This window comes from Paenibacillus sp. JZ16, from assembly GCF_015326965.1.
In the GTDB taxonomy this organism is placed as follows: Bacteria; Bacillota; Bacilli; order Paenibacillales; family Paenibacillaceae; genus Paenibacillus_AQ.
This window is the reverse complement of sequence record NZ_CP017659.1, coordinates 3469943-3488828: the sequence shown is the minus strand read 5'-3', so window position 1 is coordinate 3488828 and position 18886 is coordinate 3469943. Positions and strand designations below refer to the sequence as shown.

Sequence of the window (18886 nt, the reverse complement as noted above, 5' to 3'; positions counted from 1 at the left end):
GTAATCATTTTACAAGCGAAGGGAACATGGAACATGACGATACGAAAAGCACTAACCGTAGCCGGCTCGGACACGAGCGGGGGCGCTGGCATCCAGGCTGATCTGAAGACGTTTCAGGAATTTGACGTATACGGTATGACCGCACTGACCACGATTGTCTGCATGGAACCAAAGACATGGGATCATCAAGTTTTCCCGGTGGCGCTTGATATTGTAGAAACCCAGTTGAAAACCGTGCTTGAGGGCATTGGCATCGACGCCATGAAGACCGGCATGCTCGGATCCGTAGAGATCATCGAGCTCGTGTCCCAGTATATCGACCGCTATAATTTGGAGCGGATCGTCATCGATCCGGTGATGGTCTGCAAAGGCACGGATGAAGTGCTGCAGCCGGAAAATACGGAAGCGATGCTGGAGTTCCTTCTCCCGCGCGCCGATCTGGTAACGCCAAACCTGTTCGAGGCGTCCCAGCTGGCGAAGTCCGGCCCGATCACAACCCTGGATCAAATGCAGGAGGCGGCGGCCATCATTCACGAGCGCGGCGCGAAGAATGTGCTGATTAAAGACAGAGGCAAGATCCGCGAAGGCAAAGCGATGGACCTGCTCTATGACGGAAACAGCTTTGAATGGTTCGAGGCCGACACCATTGTAACGAAGTACACCCATGGTGCGGGCTGCACGTCATCCGCTTCCATTACAGCTAATCTTGCCAAAGGCTTGACCGTCCGCGAGTCGGTACAGCAAGCGAAGGCATTCATTACCCAAGCCATCTCCAATGGCTTCCCGCTGAATGAATTCGTAGGTCCGACAAGACATTCCGCGCACCGCAGTTTATCTGCAAATTAAACCAAATGCACTTTTTTGCAAGCTTATTCATGCATCGAATTCGGCTTGCAGGGAGTGAACGAAAACCTTTCTTCCAAGAAGAAAGGTTTTTTTGTTGTTAGTTGAACTCGCTGCATATAGTGTATAGGAGCTAAGGCATGCTTCGTTTTACGCGGTTTTTACACAGGGATAGAGCCGCTTAGGTCCTTTCCAGTATAATTATGTGCTATAATTTATAAAGGGTCTGATAGAAGAAGGAAGAAAATGTTTAGGGGTTGAGACATGTTTCAGGACATTTTGGAATTTTTGAAAAATTTTGGTCCATGGGGATTGTTTATTCATTCGTTTGCTGATGCTGTAATTTTTCCGGTTCCCGCTTTTTTTCTGCAGGTTTCGCTTAGCATCATGCATCCGCAGGATGCGCTATGGCTCGCAACGTACGGTTTTATCGGGTGCTTGCTGGGGACGCCGCTGGGTTATTTAATCGGAAAGCTGCTTGGGAAGTCGGTACTATACAAGATCTTGAAAAAAGAGTGGATTGACGCTGCAACGAACATGTTTCAGAAAAACGGCGAGGCCGCGATATTGATTGGTTCCTTCACGCCGGTACCCTTTAAGGTGTTCACGATTCTATCGGGGTGCTTGAACTTCCCGTTGTGGAGACTTCTGGCTTATGCCGCTTTAGGCAGAGCCACCAAGTTTTACGTTGTAGGTACCTTGTTTTACCTGTACGGTAACGCCGCTGAAGGCATGGTTAAGGACGTATCGTTATATATTGCGCTTATTGCCGTTCCGCTTCTGTTGATCGGTGTGTACTTTAACCGCAAACGCAAGCGCAAGAAGATGGAGCAGGAAAAGCTCGCTGAAACTGCTGGTGAACCTAGTTCTGTTGTGGTCGAAAAGACGGTACTGGAGCAAACGTCGGACCAGACTCCATCGGCTTAACGCTGAACATTGACGTGGGGGCTACCCTCCCGCGAGAATCATATAAAAAAGCAGCCGGGTGAGAGCCCGGCTGCTTTTTTCCAAGGTATCAGAGAAACATATTTATATAATAGCTAAATATTTCGGTATTAACCCGTTTTTCCGAATCTGAAGAACTTGCCTCGGCCTTTCGTTGTCACAGGAGTAAACGTCGGTGATGGGGATAGCGGGGATGTCATGTCTTGAGCAAGATACCCGTGGAGAGGTCCACGGTAGACTTCATTCAACTGCGGTGAATGGGAGAAATCCTCCGGCGTTACGAGATGACAAGGCTTGTTTACAGGCCGCAGGCCTGCTTGCTCCAGCACCGTAGCAACAAAGTGGGAGCAGAAGAAAGCATCGTCACGATCAATATGAATCCGAAACAATATACCCAGCAGCCCTAGCAGATTATATTTGTAGCGGTCCTGATCACGCATCATCTCTTTGACAAGGTTGTGCATGCGTTGATAGTCTTCCTTACTAACGCGGAAGTGATAAACCGCGCATTCCGAAGTGTAGAAGAAGGGGTCGCGCAGATTTTCGCGAACTAAACCGCCGTCAAACGGATTGTTCGCCTTCTTTCGCCCAAAGCTGTACACTTCGCGTAATTCGGAATCAAACGCGATGGATGCATGGTTGAGTGGGGCCTTCGTGAAATATTGGATCATTCTGCTGAACCAGGTGCCCGTGCCTGTAAGCACAATCCAAATATCTTGTTCCGTGTACATACTCGCAAACTCCTTTGTTAACGGTCCTAACGACTAGCAATTGTAAATGACTTGCTTTCTTTCACAATAAACGAAAAAGCCATAGCGTTCAAGTCAAAAAAAACCATTTTCTCTCAATTTCACTAGAATAGCGCTGGGATTGCCACCAAAAATTAGAAACCTCATAACAATATATTCGCTTCATGTCCAAATTATCCTTTGGTTTGCTTTATTTATATTTTTCAATAGGCGATAGGAAAGGAGAAGCAATCCGATATCTCGAAATAGGTAAAACGATGGAACAATGAAAGACAGGAGGATCTCCAAACGATGATGAATAGTGAAAGTCTCAGCTATGATTTTATGGTCCAAGCGATTGAAGTAGCGCCGATTGGAACGGTATTCATCGATTCAGAGGGGAGCATTATCAAAATTAATCCCGCTGCCTGCGTCATGCTGGGGTATGAGGCGGAAGAGTGTCTGCATCATCCCTATTACAATTGGATTTATCCGGAGGATGTGAATAAGGACAAAGATAGAATGGAGAAGCTAAAGTCGGGTAAGACCGCTTCTTTGCAATTGGAGAAGAGACTGATACATAAACAAGGCGATATCAGGTGGGTATCTTGTATGCTAAGCACAGCTCGCAGCAGGGAAGGAACTACACTCGGCTATGTGGCGCATTTTACGGATATTACCGACATGAAAAAGGCGGCCCATCAAGAAGAGGAGCGGCTGATCCAGTCCGATAAGCTGTCCATGGCCGGTCAACTTGCGGCAGGGATCGCCCATGAAATTCGTAACCCTATGACTTCCATTAAAGGGTTCGTGCAGCTCATTCGCTCCGGCGCTGGCCGGAAGGATGAATATTTCGATATTATCTCCTCGGAGATCGAACGGATCGAGCTGATCGTCAGTGAGCTTCTGTTTTTGGCGAAACCGCAAAGCGTGAAATTCGAGCGTGCCGATATCCGGCAGCTCCTGGACCAAGTGATTACGCTACTAAATACGCAGGCCATCATACATAACGTCGAGATTATAACGGATTTCGGAGAGCGAGAGGCCAATGTGGAGGGTGATGTGAATCATCTGAAGCAGGTGTTCATCAATTTTATTAAAAACGCCGTGGAATCCATGCCGGGTGGCGGGGAATTGACCATTCGGCTGGAGAGAGGCGATGACCACACCGTGGCCATCTACTTCATGGATAATGGCTGCGGGATTCCGGAAGCGATCCTCTCCCGTCTAGGGGAACCGTTCTTCACGACGAAGGAGAAAGGGAATGGCCTGGGATTCATGATCAGCAAAAAAATGATCGAGGACCACAAGGGGCAGGTTCACGTGTCCAGCAAGCTTCAGGAGGGAACGACCATAAAGGTTATCCTGCCGCTCAGCATAATCTAGCTTGACCAGACGTATGGTTCGCTCTACATTATAGAAAGATATAGGAGAGGGGGCGGCTAATATGGGCAATATGCAATTGTTAAAAGAACCGAAGCGGCGCAAGCTGCTGTTCAGTGCGGGTGCCAGCTGGATGTTCGATGCGATGGATGTCGGCATGATTTCGTTTGTTGTTGCGGCACTGGCAGCAGAATGGTCGTTGAGCTCACAGCAGGTTGGTATTCTGACAAGCACCACATCGATCGGAATGGTATTCGGCGCGGCTATGGCAGGATTCCTGGCCGATAAATATGGACGGAAAAATGTTCTGCTGTGGACGCTGCTCATATTCTCGATTGCGAGTGGTCTATCCGCGCTGGCTACCGGTTTTATCATGCTGTGTCTGATGCGCTTTATTGCCGGCTTCGGACTCGGAGGAGAGCTTCCGGTTGCATCCACGCTGGTATCGGAAAGCATGCCGGTTCATGAACGGGGAAGAGCGGTTGTGCTGCTGGAAAGCTTCTGGGCGGCAGGCTGGATACTATCCGCACTCATTGCTTACTTCGTCATCCCGGATTACGGCTGGCGGACAGCCTTTGTTATTGGAGCTCTGCCTGCTTTTTATGCGCTCTATCTACGGCGTGCCATCGAGGATTCGCCAAGGTATATCGAGCAGAAAGCCAAGGTTACCCGTAAGCTGACCTTCGGGCAGCGAGTGGCTTCGGTCTGGTCGGTGGAACATCGGCGTACGAGCATTATGCTCTGGGTGCTGTGGTTTACGGTCGTATTTTCATATTACGGCATGTTCCTGTGGCTTCCGACCGTCATGGTCGATAAAGGGTTCAGTCTGGTCAGGAGCTTTCAATATGTGCTGATTATGACGCTTGCCCAGTTGCCGGGCTATTTTACAGCCGCGTATTTTATAGAAAAGTTCGGGCGGAAATTCGTGCTCGTTACCTATTTGGTGCTAACGGCCTTTAGCGCAATCTGGTTTGGCTACGCCAACACGGAAGGTTCGCTGCTCGCAGCAGGCATTTCCTTGTCATTCTTCAATCTGGGAGCATGGGGAGGTTTATATGCCTACAGTCCGGAACTCTATCCGACGAAGGTTCGTTCAACGGGGGTAGGGCTTGCCACTTCGTTCGGACGGATCGGCGGCGTTATTGCGCCGCTGCTCGTGGGTGTGCTGAAGCAAAATGGCACCCCTATCGAATTCATTTTCGTGATGTTTTTTGTGACCATCCTGATCGGTGCGCTCGGCGTACTGGTACTTGGCAAGGAAACGAAAGGGCTGGAGCTTGCGGACTAAGGCTAAAGAGCCCCGTTTAGATGGCGTTTTTCTTGCGAATCAAGCAGGACATGCTTCGTAGTGTATGCTTTCTGATATCGGAAGAAAAGGGTGGATCCAAAGGTTCAAATTACCTTGGATCCACCCTTTTTATGTTTGAGATACAGTTAAGGCTCAAAGTCAATGAGACTTATACTTCCATAATGGAAGGCATAATGTACGGGCTCCGGCCCAGTTCTCTTTTAAAATAACGATTGAGTGTGTTATTCGTCATCTGTTCCCAGGCAGCGCGGTTGTATTCACGCTGCTCACCGGCTTTGTTCAGCTGCTTGCGCAGCATCGCTTCAGCCCGGCGCAGAAGAGGCTTGGAGTCCTGCATATACACAAATCCGCGGGTAATCAGCTCAGGCCCGGAGAGCAGCTTGCGGGTCTCGCGATTAATGGTGATAGCGACAATGACAACGCCATCGTGAGCGAGTTGTACTCGTTCCTCGAGCAATTCCTTCTCATGGGTACGCAGCTCACCATTGTTGATATAGACATCTCCGGAGGGGATGTTCCGCCCTTTACGCGCATAGTTGCGGAATAGGGACAGTGTATTCCCGATGTTCATCAAGTAAACGTTGCTGTCGGGAACCCCCACCTGCACGGCGAGGTGACGATGATTAAGCATCATCCGGTATTCCCCATGGATCGGTACAAAATATTTGGGACGCAAGCTGCTGATCATAAGCTTCAAATCTTCGCGGCAGCCGTGACCCGAAGTGTGGATATCGAGAATGGAGCCGTATTTAACCTCCGCTCCTGCCCGCATCAAGAGATCGATGCTGCGGTTGACGTTCTGGGTATTCCCAGGAATCGGTGAAGACGAGAAAATAACGGTGTCCTCCGGATGAATCTGGATCGAACGGTGGGCACCCGAAGCGATGCGTGTCAGCGCCGCATTAGGTTCGCCCTGACTGCCTGTACAAATAATCAGCACCTGGTCGTCGCGATAACGGTTAACGGCTTTTACATCAATCATCATGCCGTCCGGTACGCGAATATAACCAAGCTCCTGACCGATCACAAACACCTTCTCCATGCTGCGGCCGACGATGGCGATTTTGCGGCCTGTCCGGATGGCAGCTTCAACAACCTGCTGCAAACGATGAACGTTCGATGCAAAGGTAGCAAACAGGATCCGTCCGGGACATTCCCGGAACAGACGCAGGATGGAATCGCCGACGGTGCGTTCCGAAGGGGTAAACCCGTCCCGCTCGCTATTGGTGCTGTCAGCCATCAGGGCCAGGACGCCCCGTGCGCCGATATGCAGAATTTTATGCAGATTGGCGGGCTTGTCCTCCGGCGTAAAATCAAATTTAAAGTCTCCGGTATGTACGATCGGCCCGTACGGTGTTTCCACTACGACCCCAAAGGCATCCGGAATGCTGTGGGTGGTTCTGAAGAAATGAACGGAAAGATGACGGAATGCAATTGTTTCGTCTTCATGGAAGATTCGTAGATCACTCTGATCCAGCAGCCGATGCTCTTCCAGCTTCGCACGAACCAGGCCGATGGTCAGGGCCCCGCCATAGATTGGCATCTGGATTTGACGAAGCACATAGGGAATAGCCCCAATATGATCTTCATGACCATGGGTCAGGAACATACCTTTTACTTTATGTTTGTTATCAAGTAAATAACGAATGTCCGGAATAATGTAATCGACGCCGCTCATTTCGGCATCCGGGAATTTCAGGCCGGCATCGATGATAATGATCTCATTTTTGAATTCCACACCGTACATGTTCTTGCCGATCTCGCCAAGCCCCCCAGCGCAAAGATGCGCACAGGTGGAGCGGAAGGCCTCGGTTTTTTGGCAGGCTTGGCAGTTTGAATTTTATCTGTTAGCAGGGGTTTAGACATAATGTGAAAGAATCCTCTCTATGGTAATTAAGGCATAAGCCTGGTCATTTTAATTTCTTCTCTACTTAAGATATCAGAAAGTTCAAGCTTTTGGGAAACGCTTTTCGAAATTCATGTGCTTTTCGCTCGTGACAGTCACCTATTTTTACTCACTCTTATATGCTGTAGTAGAGGAGGACTGGTAATGAGCGGTTTATTGAGGTTGGATCATATGGATGCTGTCCATGGATTGCATGAGGAATGGCAGCGGAAAGCGATAACCAAGCTGACCGAGAAAATGACGGACCGTTACGCCAAATTCCCATGTATTCCGGCTGTGCAAGGACATGCACTGAATCATTTTAGATACGGCTTTATTCATCAGGGTGAATCACAGGCTGCGGCGGAACAGCTGGCTGCTCTGCTGCGCGAGTTCGGGCTCGGCTCCAGGGACTTTGGGCCCTATACTTCACTTGTCGTCATGATTTATACGGAGCATGGCCGCGATAGCCTGGAAGGCGTCCAGTATTATGAGCGCTTGTTCTGGCAGCTTTTAAGCCGAACAACCGAATATGATACGGAACCTTGGCCGGCGGATCTGCCGGAGGAACCGACGAATCATCTATGGGAATTTTGTTTTGCAGGCGAGCCTTATTTTGTTTATTGCGCTACACCGGCACATGAACTTCGCCAGAGCAGATACTTTCCCTACATGATGCTTGCTTTTACGCCTCGTTGGGTTCTGAAGCAGTTCAATGCCCGAACAAGGCAAGCGGAACACACCAAGGGATTGATTCGTCAGCGATTGGCCCAATATGATCCCGTACCACCGCACCCTGACTTAAAGCTCTACGGGGCGGAGGATAACTATGAATGGAAACAATATTTTTTGCGAGATAACACGGAGTCACTATCGAAATGTCCGTTTGCAAGGCGGCACAAAGAGATCAATCAACGATAAGAAATAACACGTTGCTATCATCATACCCTAAATTGGAGTCAGGGTTAACCATGCTTTCTATTTAAGAGCTGCCTCATTCGCGGTAATCCGCAGTGTGACAGCTTTTTTTCGCGTAAAAGTGCTGAGTGGCCATGGTATAGGATTTTGCCCCTGAATAAGTAAATCTTATCCTTGTTGTACAAAAAATGACCAAGTTACACTTAAAGTGCGTCATATCATTTCATCTATATGTGTTAGGAGGTGTGCAAGGTACGAGGCTTTCACCAGCTTTGAAACCGCTTTAATGAACAAAATCCATTGGCGAAGGAGTTGTTTGATGAATGACAAGGTTGTCCAGAACGATGAGAGGATGGATTCTCGGATTCATCGCCGTGCTGGTGCTTGGTATGTTCCCTGTGCACAAGGCTCAAGCCGCTGAGGCCTGTACGGAGCCTGCATGGAGCAGTTCTGCCGTATATGGCGGGGGAAATATCGTATCCTTCAACGGTCATGCCTGGAAAGCGAAATGGTGGACACAGGGCGAGGTGCCTGGAACGACCGGACCATGGGGTGTATGGGAGGACCTTGGAAATTGCACTCCCGGGACACCGCCCGTCGATCCCCCGGTGGATCCGCCAGTAGACCCTCCTGTAGATCCTCCGCTGCCTGGTGACCGTATGTATGTCGCTTATGCGAGTTCTTGGAACACCAGTATTTACGATCTGACGACCGCGAGCATTCCCAATTACATCACCCATCTCAATCTTGCATTCGTAAGGCCGGATACCACGTATATTCAAGGGTCCTACGCGTTTGATCAAGCCGTTGCGGGCTTGGAATTTGTGGAAGGGGCGACCACCCCGAACGGTCAACGTAAATTTACAGCCCAGCAGTCTCAGGATCTGCGTAACCATATCGCATCTCTCAGAGCCCGCGGAACGAAAGCGTTCCTATCGGTAGGAGGCTGGTCATACAGCCAAGGTTCACAGTGGTCCGGATTCAATGCCAAGAACATTGTGGATTTGGCTCTCGATCTTGGCGCTGCCGGAGTCGATATTGACTGGGAATCCAGCGGCAGCAGCTGCAACAAAGGAACAGCCTCCCAGTTCAGCTGCACCAAGGATGGAGAGATCGCGGGTATTATTACGAGTCTCTATAATGAAATCCATGCAAGAAACGCGAATCTGCAGATTTCCATCGCCGGTTGGTCTACGGGCGCTTATTACGTGAAAGGAACGCCGTTTGAGGAAGGCAAGGTTCAATGGGGATCTCCTTTTGGCGGTACCATGTACCGCGTAGTTAAGGATCATGGCGGCAAGATCGACTTCATCAATCTGATGTCCTACGATGGCGGTATTTATTACGATCCGCGTGAAGGTTATGAATCGTATAAGGCAATCTACAATGGACCTATCAACATGGGCATGCAAATTGCGCCGGAGGGATCCGGCGGGGCCGTCCTGCAACTGAATGCCGCACCGGGCACGGTATACGATGCCGACATGATGAACGGTCAGAATAATATCGCAACACCTTATTATAATGTAGAAACAATGGTGAACTATATGAAAAATAAGGGAAGGGCGAATGATGGATTCATGCTGTGGCAGCTCTGGAAACAGCGCGTTCACCAGCCCGCCCCGTCAGGTGCAGCGAATGAGAACAGTGCGGGCCAGTACGTATGCCGAAACCTGCCGCTTCCGGGAGATTGCAATCAGACCATACCGAGCCTGCCGAAATTATAATTTTCTCCGATACTCCGAAGGCGTGCAGTCCATGATCTTACGGAAGACCCGAACAAAATAACTGATATGCCCGAATCCGACATCGAGTGCGATGTCGGATATTTTATTGTCTGGCTGACGAAGGAGTTCAGCAGCCTGGCGAACGCGATAGGAATTCATATAATCCACGGGCGTTTGCCCGGTCATGGATTTGAAGAAACGGCAGAACTGGCCTTCGCTCATCGGGATCAGATCAGCCAGCTCACTCAGCCGGATAGGACGGTGATAATGATTCTGGATGTAGAGAATGACTTTCTTCAATCGTTCCGTTCTCACCATATCTGCTGCTTCGCTCCGGCTCCTGTTGACCAGTCGGCCAGAGGATGCGGCCTGAAACAACATGAGAAACAGATGTCCCTTAATAGCGACCTCATAACCGGCAGGTTTATGCTTCGACAGCCGCGTCATTTCCTTTATATGCTGAAGCAGCTGCTCATCGGTTTCAGATGTCATCCATCTCGGAAAGGTGGCTCTTCGCTCCTGAAAGGGAACAATCATTCCTTCTTGTACAAGATCGTAGCTGCTGCTGGCAAGCATGCCGGGATCGAACACCATGGCACAGAAGCTGCACCCTTGGTCGCCCCGGGCATGACCGGTATGGAGATCTCCTCCATCGATAAATATCGCTTCACCCGCCCGGACAGGGATGTATTCCGAGTCGATCTGAAATAGAACCTCGCCTTCCAGCACGTGGAAAATTTCCGCTTCCTTATGCCAATGGGAGTCTACCACATGGGCCCCGGGGGCAAATTGATACCAGTAGGCACCAAACGGGAAGCGTTCATTCCCGTGAACGGTGCTTTCTTTTAAGGACTGGCGAAAGGATTGATCCATGATGTACCTCCTTGGAATGAATTGCCGTTTGAATGATATCATCTTATATCAAAATTGTGCTATTAAACAATGGAATACTGTTAGATCGGCTTGAAATAGATCAGTATAATGATATTATAACGCTTTCATCTTAAAGTTCAATTTTCATAATATAGAAAGGCGGATTAAAAAATGAAATTTACAGACGGCAACTGGCTTATCCGGGAAGGATATTCCGTTTCGGGAGCGGTTCAGGCTTATGATTTTGCGGTAAAAGGAGATACGTTGACAGCCTATGCCTCCACGGCCCCGATTCCGGGCAGAGGAGCAACGATTAACGCCCAGCTGATCACCGTGCAATTTCATTCTCCGGCACCCGGCGTCATCGGCGTAAAGCTGGTTCACTATGCGGGCGTAAGAGATAGAGGACCTGCATTCGAGTTGTACAAACAGGAAGGTGACCATACGGTCATTGAAGAGAACGATCAGGAAGCGGTTCTTCGCAGCGGCAATTTGAGCGTCGTGATCAAGAAAGGTCCGGAGTGGTCGGTTCACTTCTATAGAGGAGAAGAACGCATAACCGGCAGCAGAACCAAATCCATGGCACATATCGTGGAAGATGGCGGACAGACCTACATGCGCGAAGAGTTGGATCTTGGCGTAGGCGAGTGGGTATACGGACTTGGCGAACGATTCACTTCGTTTGTGAAGAACGGCCAGGTCGTGGATATTTGGAATCAGGATGGCGGAACAAGCTCCGAGCAAGCCTATAAAAATATTCCGTTCTATCTGACGAACAAAGGCTATGGCGTGTTTGTCAACCAACCGGACCTCGTATCCTTTGAAGTGGCTTCGGAGAAAGTGAAGAAGGTGCAGTTCAGCGTGCCAGGCGAGTCACTGGAGTACTTTGTTATTGACGGGCCTGATCCGAAAGGCGTGCTGGACAAATACACGAACCTGACAGGCAAACCGGCACTGCCGCCGGCATGGACCTTCGGATTGTGGCTTTCAACCTCCTTTACAACCCAGTATGATGAAGCGACCGTCAACTCCTTTGTCGACGGTATGCTGGAACGCGATATCCCGCTGGAAGTGTTCCACTTTGACTGCTTCTGGATGAAGGGGCTCAACTGGACGGACTTCCAATGGGATGAAGAGGTGTTCCCGGATCCTGAAGGCATGCTGAAGCGTTTGAAAGAAAAAGGCTTGAAAATCTGCGTGTGGATCAATCCATATATCGCGCAGCGCTCGCGCCTCTTTGAGGAAGGCCGTGAAAAAGGCTACCTGGTGAAGAAAGCGAATGGCGATGTGTGGCAGTGGAATCTGTGGCAGCCGGGTATGGCGCTGGTGGACTTCACGAATCCGGACGCATGCGAATGGTATGCAGGATACCTGCGCGAGCTGGCAGATATGGGCGTTGATAGCTTCAAGACGGATTTCGGCGAGCGCATTCCGACGGACGTTGTGTATTTTGACGGTTCCGATCCTCATAAGATGCATAACTACTACACCCAGCTCTATAACAAAGTGGTCTTTGATGTGCTGGTGGAGAAATTTGGCAAGAATCAGGCGGCGGTATTCGCACGCTCCGCAACCGTAGGCGGACAGCAGTTCCCTGTTCACTGGGGCGGCGATTGCTATGCGGATTATGAATCGATGGCGGAGAGTCTGCGCGGCGGCTTGTCCCTCGGTCTCGGCGGCTTCGGCTTCTGGAGCCATGATATTGGCGGCTTCGAGAATACGGCTCCGGCGCATGTATTCAAACGCTGGCTGGCATTTGGCTTGCTGTCCAGCCACAGCCGTCTGCACGGCAGCAGCTCTTACCGGGTGCCGTGGTCTTACGACGAGGAGGCTGTGGACGTTACGCGCTTCTTCACGAAGCTGAAGAGCCGTCTGATGCCTTATCTGTTCCATACCGCCGTACAGGCATCGGAGCAAGGGGTGCCAAGCATGCGCGCCATGTTCCTGGAATTCCCCGAAGACCCGGCCGTTGAAATGCTGGATCGTCAATACATGCTGGGAGATTCCCTGCTTGTCGCACCGGTGTTCAGCGAGAACGGCGACGTGAAGTACTATCTGCCGAAGGGCCGCTGGACGCATCTGTTAACCGGAGAAACGGTGGATGGCGGAACTTGGCGCAAGGAAACGTACGATTTCCTCGGGCTGCCGTTGTTTGTGCGCGGCAACTCGTTCCTGGCTTTGGGCGCAAACGACACCCGTCCGGAATATGATTATGCCGACGGAGTTGAGCTTGGCTTGTATGCATTGGAGGACGGCAGCGAAGCTTCGGTCACCGTTCGCAACATGAACGGGGAGAGCGAGCTGGTTGTGCGGGCGGTCCGTGCAGGCAGTCGGATCGACTTTACGGTGGAAGGCAGCGGCAAGCCATTCTCCGTGAAGCTGCATGACACCGGGGCCGTTTCATCTGTAGAGGGCTCGGGAGTGAGCCTGCAAGAAGGCAGCATTCAAGTGGAAGCCGGACAACAAGCGGTGAATTTCACAGCAACTCTGGAAGGGTAAGCTCTGGGAACGCCTGCTCGATATAAGGAAAAAAAGCATAGCAAAGATGAGCCCGGACCAGCCTTATGCTGGAGTCGGGCTTCTTCCATATTTTAGCTGGCCCTGGACTAAAGGCAATGCTGATATAATAGGCCTGCGGCAGGTTTATTCACAAATGGTTGTAACCGTTTTCCTTTAAAGGGCTTGCCGAAGATTAAAGGACAGGAGCGAAGACGGTCCGATGTTATCTTATTTCATTCAACTTGTGAATGACATGAAAATCCGCAACAAATTGATATTGTCTTTTGTTGTCGTGGTCTTTGTCCCGGTAGCCATCGTGGGGATATTCCTTACGGGCGAGCTCCGCAAATTTGCTTTCAACAATGCGTTGGAGCAAGCTTACCAGAACGTGGACCGGGTCAAGAAACGGTCAACCGAAGTCATCAACGTGGCAGACGATTTATCCTATCGGCTATCCTACGACGAGCGTCTGAGAAATCTGGCCAACCGACAATATGAAAGCGTATACGATGTGTTCGTAGCATACAGGGAGTATCCCGATTTACAGCAGGCGATTCTGATGTACAAGGAAATTTCAAATATCCGTTTCTACAGCGAGAACCCCACCATGCTGAACAATTGGGAATTCCTTTATCCCGAGGAGGATATCAAGAGAACGGAATGGTATCAGCGAGCCGAGGATGATATCGGCGTCATCTACTGGGACTATATAACAGATGAACGCGATCAGAAAGTGTACCTCAGCTTAATCAAGGGGGTTGATCTTGGAAGCAAGGACAACCGTGGCGTGCTTGTAATCAATGTCAATACGGGCATGCTGAACACGATCCTGAGCCAGGAAACGTTTGACACCATTATTGTGGACAGCAATAACAATATTGTCGCCGCTAACCGTCCGGAGCTGTACGGGAAAACGCTAGCCGAGATTCAAGATACCAGCGGGGTTGTCTACAATGCGAGCGGAAGCTATGAATCCGTCATACATGAGGAAGCCTCCAAGGTGCTGATTGAACCGTTGAATACGGAATCCGGGGTTAACGGTCTGCGCATTATTTCCATATTTTCAATTGATAGCATTGTGGCGGAAGCCAATCGAATCAGCAAGCTGGCGATGACAGTCATCATCATCAGCCTGCTGCTGGCCGTTCTTCTGATCTATAGCTTCTCTTCATTGATCTCTAACCGGCTGCTGCGCCTCAGCAAGCATATTACGAAGGTGGGTACCGGTAACCTCGGCGTTGCCATGGAAATTGACGGTAAGGATGAGATCGGTCAGTTATCCCGCCAATTCAACTCCATGGTGGGTAACATTAACGACCTGATGAACGAAGTGCAGGAGTCCAATGAACAGAAAAGGTTAATGGAGCAGAAGCAGAACGAAATTAAATTCAAAATGATGGCCAGTCAGATCAATCCGCACTTTTTGTTTAATGCCTTAGAGTCTATTCGCATGGAAGCACATCTCAAGGGTGAAGACGAAATCGCCCGGATTGTGCGGCTGCTCGGTAAAATGATGCGAAGCAATCTTGAGATCGGGAGCGGAAAAACAACGATAAAAGACGAGATCGAGATGGTGCAGTGTTATCTGGATATTCAAAAGTTCCGCTATGAGGATCGTCTGAAATATGAACTGCTGGTGGATCCCGAAGCCGATCGGGTAAGAATCCCGCCGCTGATCATACAGCCGCTTGTGGAGAATGCGGTCATACATGGGATGGATCACAAGGAAGAGGGCACTTTCATCAGGGTGAGGGTCACGGCAAGTGAAGGAAAACTGCACGTGATTACCGAGGATAATGGGGCGGGTATAACCCTGGAGAGATTGCAGATGATCTACGGTTATTTGAACGATACCGATGAGAAGGACGGAGGACGGATCGGGCTTCGGAATGTTCATGTCCGCCTGCAGCTTACCTACGGCCCTGATGCAGGTCTGATCATTTACAGCGAACCGGGCATAGGAACACGTATTGAATTCAGTATCCCGACAGGAGGAGAGAGCGATGATGAAAGTGTTAATCGTGGATGACGAACCCAAGCTGCGCGAAGGGCTGAAGAGCATTGTGCCATGGACCGAGCTTGGGTATCAGGTTGTTGGAACCGCAGCGAACGGGAGCGAAGCGCTGGAGAAGCACGGGATGTACGACCTGGATTTGATGTTAATTGATATCCGAATGCCGGGAATGGACGGATTGCAGCTGATCGAAGCCATCCGAAGCCTGGATTCCGAGATCCATCTGCTCATCCTGAGCGGATATGCCGATTTTGATTATGCCAAGCGGGCGATGTCCCACCGCGTGGACGGATACCTTTTGAAGCCGGTGGATGAGGACGAGCTGAGCATGTATTTGCTTCAGATTAAAGAAGCCGTCGAGCAGGAACAGGAGAGGAAGGCACTGAATAGAGCAGCCTCGGATATGAACCGCGAGCAGTTCATTCAGACATGGTTCAGCCCGGAGGGCAATCCCGATCCGTCAGCTTTACGGAATATGGCCGAGCGGTCGGGACTGTTATGGAACCATTACCAAGTGCTGCTTGTTCATCGTAACGGCTACGATGAATCCGTTGAGGGGGTCGACGATCGGTTGAAAAATCAGCTGATTAAAGCTTTTGAAGAGAACGGCCACGGCGCGGTCTTTTCCATGCATGGACAGCTCGGCGTCCTAATGCATACGCCGGTCTTGACGGCAGGTGGGCGTAAAGAATTGCTGCAGTTGGTGGAGGAAGCCGCAAGTCGGGCTGGCACGTCGATAACGGCCTCTTTGGGCCGTCAGGTCCACCGTTTGGAAGATGTGGCGGATTCGTACCGTTGTGCCAAGGAACGGATTCGCGAACGCTTCTTCTATGCTCCCGGCGAGTTGTTATTCCCTGAATCCGAGCGGTTTGCCGGCAGCATAACGGATGAAGAACGGCAGCCCTATGATCCGGAGCGGCTGATGGAACAGCTCTATTACGCCGTGGATGTGGGCAATGTGGAGGTGCAGCGGAAGCTGCTGCATGCTGCAGCGTATGCCATGGTGAATGAAGATTACACGGAGGAAAGGATGAAAAGCGCCTTCGTGGAACTTCTGACCGGGGTGCACAACAAGCTGATGCAGCATCACGCCGAGCTGCAGTCCCGCACGAAGGAATACTCGGATCGGATTGCGGCGATATTCCGCCAGCGCACGGCCTATGATTTGTGCCGCCATTCGTCCCAATTCCTGGAGGAGCTGATCTGGCAGGCGGGCAATGGCGGACGGGATCAGGAGATGAAGCGGATCATGGATCTGATTCAGCGTAATTATAATGAGAATCTTAAACTGGAAACACTAGCCTCCGTATTTAATTACAACAGCGCCTACCTGGGGAAGATGTTCAAAAATACAACCGGAGAATACTTCAATACGTACCTCGATAAGGTCCGGATCGACAAAGCCAAGGATTATTTGAAGCAGGGCATGAAGGTGTATCAGGTTGCGGAGAAGGTCGGGTATACGAATGTCGACTATTTTCATAGCAAGTTTAAAAAATACGTCGGTACCTCTCCATCCAATTTCCGTAAGGAGCTGGACCTGTAATCAGTCGCCACATTCTCACCTACAACCAGACTAAACATAAGTACTTTCATATCGTGCCCTTTAGACGCGACTAAGGTACGCGTCTTTTTGTTTTCCCCCTTTCCTTCCCCAAGGCATTATCGGGGAATTCAAATGCTGCGAAGCATAGAGCGGAGGGGCCGGAATCGTATCGGAGATACGATCCGGACACGGAGCGGCACATAGCTCTTCTGCATTTCTCTCCCCCCGTTAATGTCTAATTTTTATATGATTTTTAAGCCAATCCTTCGGGTACTTCCCTGCCCCAGCTTGGTTTATCATCAGGATATACAAGAGAGGAGGGGTTGGTTTGAAAGCGGTAACAAAGACAGAAGGTAGCATCCAACCTGCCGCAAAGAAAAAGAAAGGCTTTTGGGCCACTTTCAAAGAGCAGAAAGTACTGTACGGAATGTCGCTTCCATTCATCGTCATTGTATTCATTTTCAGCTACTTGCCGGTGTGGGGCTGGTTGATGGCATTCCAGAATTACAAGCCAGGCAAAGGGATATTCGAGCAAAAATGGGTGGGCCTGGACCATTTCGCAGCACTTTTCGCGGACGATAAGTTTTATCTGGTGTTGCGGAATACACTCGCCATGAGTTTCATGGGATTGATCGTTGGGTTCACGATTCCGATCCTATTCGCAGTCTTGTTGAATGAGCTTCGTGGAAGCGTATTCAAGAGGACCGTACAGACGATATCTTATCTGCCTCATTTTGTGTCCTGGGTCGTGGTTGCCGGTATCGTGACCAAAATGCTGTCCACAGATGGAGGCGCTGTCAATCAGCTGCTGATGTGGCTGGGGTTGATTGATCAGCCCATACAGTTCATGGCTCAGGGGAACCTGTTCTGGTACATCGTAACGGGCTCCGATATATGGAAGGAAATGGGCTGGAGCGCGATCATTTATTTGGCAGCGATTTCAGGCATTGATCAGGAGCAATTCGAAGCAGCCAAGGTTGACGGCGCGAGCCGACTTCGCCAAATATGGCATATTACGCTGCCAAGCATCGCCCCTACGATTGCAATTCTAATGATCATGTCCATCGGACATCTGATCAGCATCGGCTTCGAGAAGCAGTTCTTGCTGGGTAACCCGCTGGTGGTGGATTATTCCCAGGTGCTGGATCTGTATGCGCTGAATTATGGCCTTGGGATGGGGCGTTTCTCATTCGGTACGGCCATCGGGATGTTCAACTCCATTGTGAGTATCCTCTTGTTGCTGATCGCTAACGGCGTATTCAAAAAATTCACGAAGCAATCGATTATGTAGGGGAGGGAAGCAGCATGGCACGAACTAAAACAGCATTCAAGCCCACGCTCTCCGACCGCGTGTTTGATATTGTTAACTTTACTTTTATGACACTGGTCATGATCGTTACTCTGTATCCGTTCCTGAATGTTCTTGCGATATCATTGAACGATTCCGTAGATACAGTACGTGGGGGGATCTATCTCTGGCCGCGGGAGTTTACGCTTGAGAATTACGTGCAGATCTTCAAATACGACGGTTTGATTACAGGGGCCAAAATTACGATTCTCCGTACGCTGGCAGGAACATTCTTGGGCTTGTTAAGCGGCACAATGCTGGGCTACGTCCTCAGCAGGGTGGACTTTCAGGGAAGAAAGTTCATGTCGACCTTTCTTGCGCTGACGATGTACTTCTCCGGCGGAATGATTCCAGTGTTCATTCTGATCCGCGACCTGAACATGATGAATTCGTTTCTGGTCTACATCATTCCGGGAATGGTAAGCGCGTTCAACGTATTCGTTATCCGGTCTTTCATCGACAGCCTGCCTTATTCGCTGCAGGAATCGGCTAAGCTTGACGGGGCCAACGATTTCACGATCTATTACAAAATCATTCTTCCGCTCTGTAAGCCCGTACTGGCTACCATCGCCTTGTTCCTGGCCGTCGGGCAGTGGAACTCATGGTTCGATACGTATCTCTATAACGGCAACGCACCCCATCTCACGACGCTTCAATTCGAGCTGATGAAGGTGCTTCAGAGCACGCAGGGACAAACCAGCGGCATGATGTCGGGGCAGAACATGGCCGATATCGTGAAGCAGGTGTCGCCGGAATCGATCAAAATGGCGATCACGATTGTTGTTACGGTTCCCATATTGCTCGTCTATCCGTTCCTGCAGCGGTATTTTGTGAAAGGCATGACGCTTGGAGCCGTAAAAAGCTAAGC

At 50.2% G+C, this 18886-nt stretch carries 13 protein-coding genes and 1 pseudogene; 11 read left to right on the top strand and 3 right to left on the bottom strand.

Features of this window, described 5'->3' with window-relative positions; all coding sequences use genetic code 11:
- The first annotated feature begins 33 nt into the window (after positions 1–33).
- Together pdxK and BJP58_RS15960 are read left to right on the top strand one after the other, a co-directional pair.
- The gene (pdxK, locus tag BJP58_RS15965) at positions 34–846 is read left to right on the top strand and encodes a pyridoxine/pyridoxal/pyridoxamine kinase (RefSeq protein WP_076325345.1); all 813 of its coding nucleotides are present in this window, start codon (positions 34–36) and stop codon (positions 844–846) included.
- Between the two features lie 261 nt (positions 847–1107).
- A complete protein-coding gene (locus BJP58_RS15960) occupies positions 1108–1770 on the top strand; it encodes a YqaA family protein (protein ID WP_194544640.1) in 663 nt (220 codons plus the stop codon).
- Between the two features lie 128 nt (positions 1771–1898).
- Here BJP58_RS15960 and BJP58_RS15955 read toward each other — a convergent pair whose 3' ends face one another.
- Entirely contained in the window at positions 1899–2519 is a 621-nt protein-coding gene (locus tag BJP58_RS15955) for a hypothetical protein (protein WP_071219685.1), read from the bottom strand.
- Between the two features lie 309 nt (positions 2520–2828).
- Between BJP58_RS15955 and BJP58_RS15950 the strand changes: the two genes are divergently transcribed.
- Positions 2829–3902, top strand: a complete 1074-nt coding sequence (locus tag BJP58_RS15950; protein ID WP_194544639.1) for an ATP-binding protein — start codon at positions 2829–2831, stop codon at positions 3900–3902.
- 61 nt (positions 3903–3963) lie between these two features.
- Positions 3964–5187 carry an MFS transporter gene (locus tag BJP58_RS15945; RefSeq protein ID WP_194544638.1) on the top strand — a complete coding sequence of 408 codons (1224 nt, stop codon included), beginning with the start codon at positions 3964–3966 and terminating at the stop codon, positions 5185–5187.
- Between the two features lie 169 nt (positions 5188–5356).
- Here the strand turns inward: BJP58_RS15945 and rnjA are convergent.
- Positions 5357–7074 (bottom strand): annotated as a pseudogene (gene rnjA, locus BJP58_RS15940) (ribonuclease J1).
- Positions 7075–7258: 184 nt separating this feature from the next.
- Here rnjA and BJP58_RS15935 point away from each other — a divergent pair.
- Positions 7259–8014 carry a YqcI/YcgG family protein gene (locus BJP58_RS15935; protein WP_194544636.1) on the top strand — a complete coding sequence of 252 codons (756 nt, stop codon included), beginning with the start codon at positions 7259–7261 and terminating at the stop codon, positions 8012–8014.
- A 341-nt stretch (positions 8015–8355) separates the two neighbouring features.
- Positions 8356–9738, top strand: coding sequence for a glycosyl hydrolase family 18 protein (locus tag BJP58_RS15930; RefSeq protein WP_233355090.1), 1383 nt, complete (start codon positions 8356–8358; stop codon positions 9736–9738).
- Here the strand turns inward: BJP58_RS15930 and BJP58_RS15925 are convergent.
- Entirely contained in the window at positions 9733–10611 is an 879-nt protein-coding gene (locus BJP58_RS15925; protein WP_194544634.1) for a helix-turn-helix transcriptional regulator, read from the bottom strand. The genes BJP58_RS15930 and BJP58_RS15925 overlap by 6 nt on opposite strands.
- A 171-nt stretch (positions 10612–10782) precedes the next feature.
- Here BJP58_RS15925 and yicI point away from each other — a divergent pair, with 171 nt between their 5' ends.
- The 5 genes from yicI (at position 10783) to BJP58_RS15900 (ending at position 18884) form a co-directional block, all read left to right on the top strand.
- Positions 10783–13110 (top strand): alpha-xylosidase, encoded by a 2328-nt coding sequence (gene yicI / locus BJP58_RS15920; protein WP_194544633.1) that lies wholly within the window; start codon positions 10783–10785, stop codon positions 13108–13110.
- Between the two features lie 220 nt (positions 13111–13330).
- Positions 13331–15139 carry a sensor histidine kinase gene (locus tag BJP58_RS15915; RefSeq protein WP_194544632.1) on the top strand — a complete coding sequence of 603 codons (1809 nt, stop codon included), beginning with the start codon at positions 13331–13333 and terminating at the stop codon, positions 15137–15139.
- Entirely contained in the window at positions 15114–16670 is a 1557-nt protein-coding gene (locus tag BJP58_RS15910) for a response regulator transcription factor (protein WP_194544631.1), read from the top strand. Before BJP58_RS15915 ends, BJP58_RS15910 begins: the two co-directional genes overlap by 26 nt.
- Positions 16671–16998: 328 nt before the next feature.
- Complete coding sequence (locus tag BJP58_RS15905; RefSeq protein ID WP_194544630.1) at positions 16999–17961, top strand: ABC transporter permease; 963 nt, start codon at positions 16999–17001, stop codon at positions 17959–17961.
- A 14-nt stretch (positions 17962–17975) separates the two neighbouring features.
- The gene (locus BJP58_RS15900; protein WP_194544629.1) at positions 17976–18884 is read left to right on the top strand and encodes a carbohydrate ABC transporter permease; all 909 of its coding nucleotides are present in this window, start codon (positions 17976–17978) and stop codon (positions 18882–18884) included.
- Positions 18885–18886: the final 2 nt, after the last annotated feature.

Coding starts and splice junctions, on each gene's coding strand:
- BJP58_RS15945 (WP_194544638.1), top strand. CDS start 3,964: ATGGGCAATATGCAATTGTTAAAAGAACCGAAGCGGCGCAAGCTGCTG.
- BJP58_RS15960 (WP_194544640.1), top strand. CDS start 1,108: ATGTTTCAGGACATTTTGGAATTTTTGAAAAATTTTGGTCCATGGGGA.
- BJP58_RS15900 (WP_194544629.1), top strand. CDS start 17,976: ATGGCACGAACTAAAACAGCATTCAAGCCCACGCTCTCCGACCGCGTG.
- yicI (WP_194544633.1), top strand. CDS start 10,783: ATGAAATTTACAGACGGCAACTGGCTTATCCGGGAAGGATATTCCGTT.
- BJP58_RS15935 (WP_194544636.1), top strand. CDS start 7,259: ATGAGCGGTTTATTGAGGTTGGATCATATGGATGCTGTCCATGGATTG.
- BJP58_RS15915 (WP_194544632.1), top strand. CDS start 13,331: ATGTTATCTTATTTCATTCAACTTGTGAATGACATGAAAATCCGCAAC.
- BJP58_RS15930 (WP_233355090.1), top strand. CDS start 8,356: ATGAGAGGATGGATTCTCGGATTCATCGCCGTGCTGGTGCTTGGTATG.
- pdxK (WP_076325345.1), top strand. CDS start 34: ATGACGATACGAAAAGCACTAACCGTAGCCGGCTCGGACACGAGCGGG.
- BJP58_RS15950 (WP_194544639.1), top strand. CDS start 2,829: ATGATGAATAGTGAAAGTCTCAGCTATGATTTTATGGTCCAAGCGATT.
- BJP58_RS15925 (WP_194544634.1), bottom strand. CDS start 10,611: ATGGATCAATCCTTTCGCCAGTCCTTAAAAGAAAGCACCGTTCACGGG.
- BJP58_RS15955 (WP_071219685.1), bottom strand. CDS start 2,519: ATGTACACGGAACAAGATATTTGGATTGTGCTTACAGGCACGGGCACC.
- BJP58_RS15910 (WP_194544631.1), top strand. CDS start 15,114: ATGATGAAAGTGTTAATCGTGGATGACGAACCCAAGCTGCGCGAAGGG.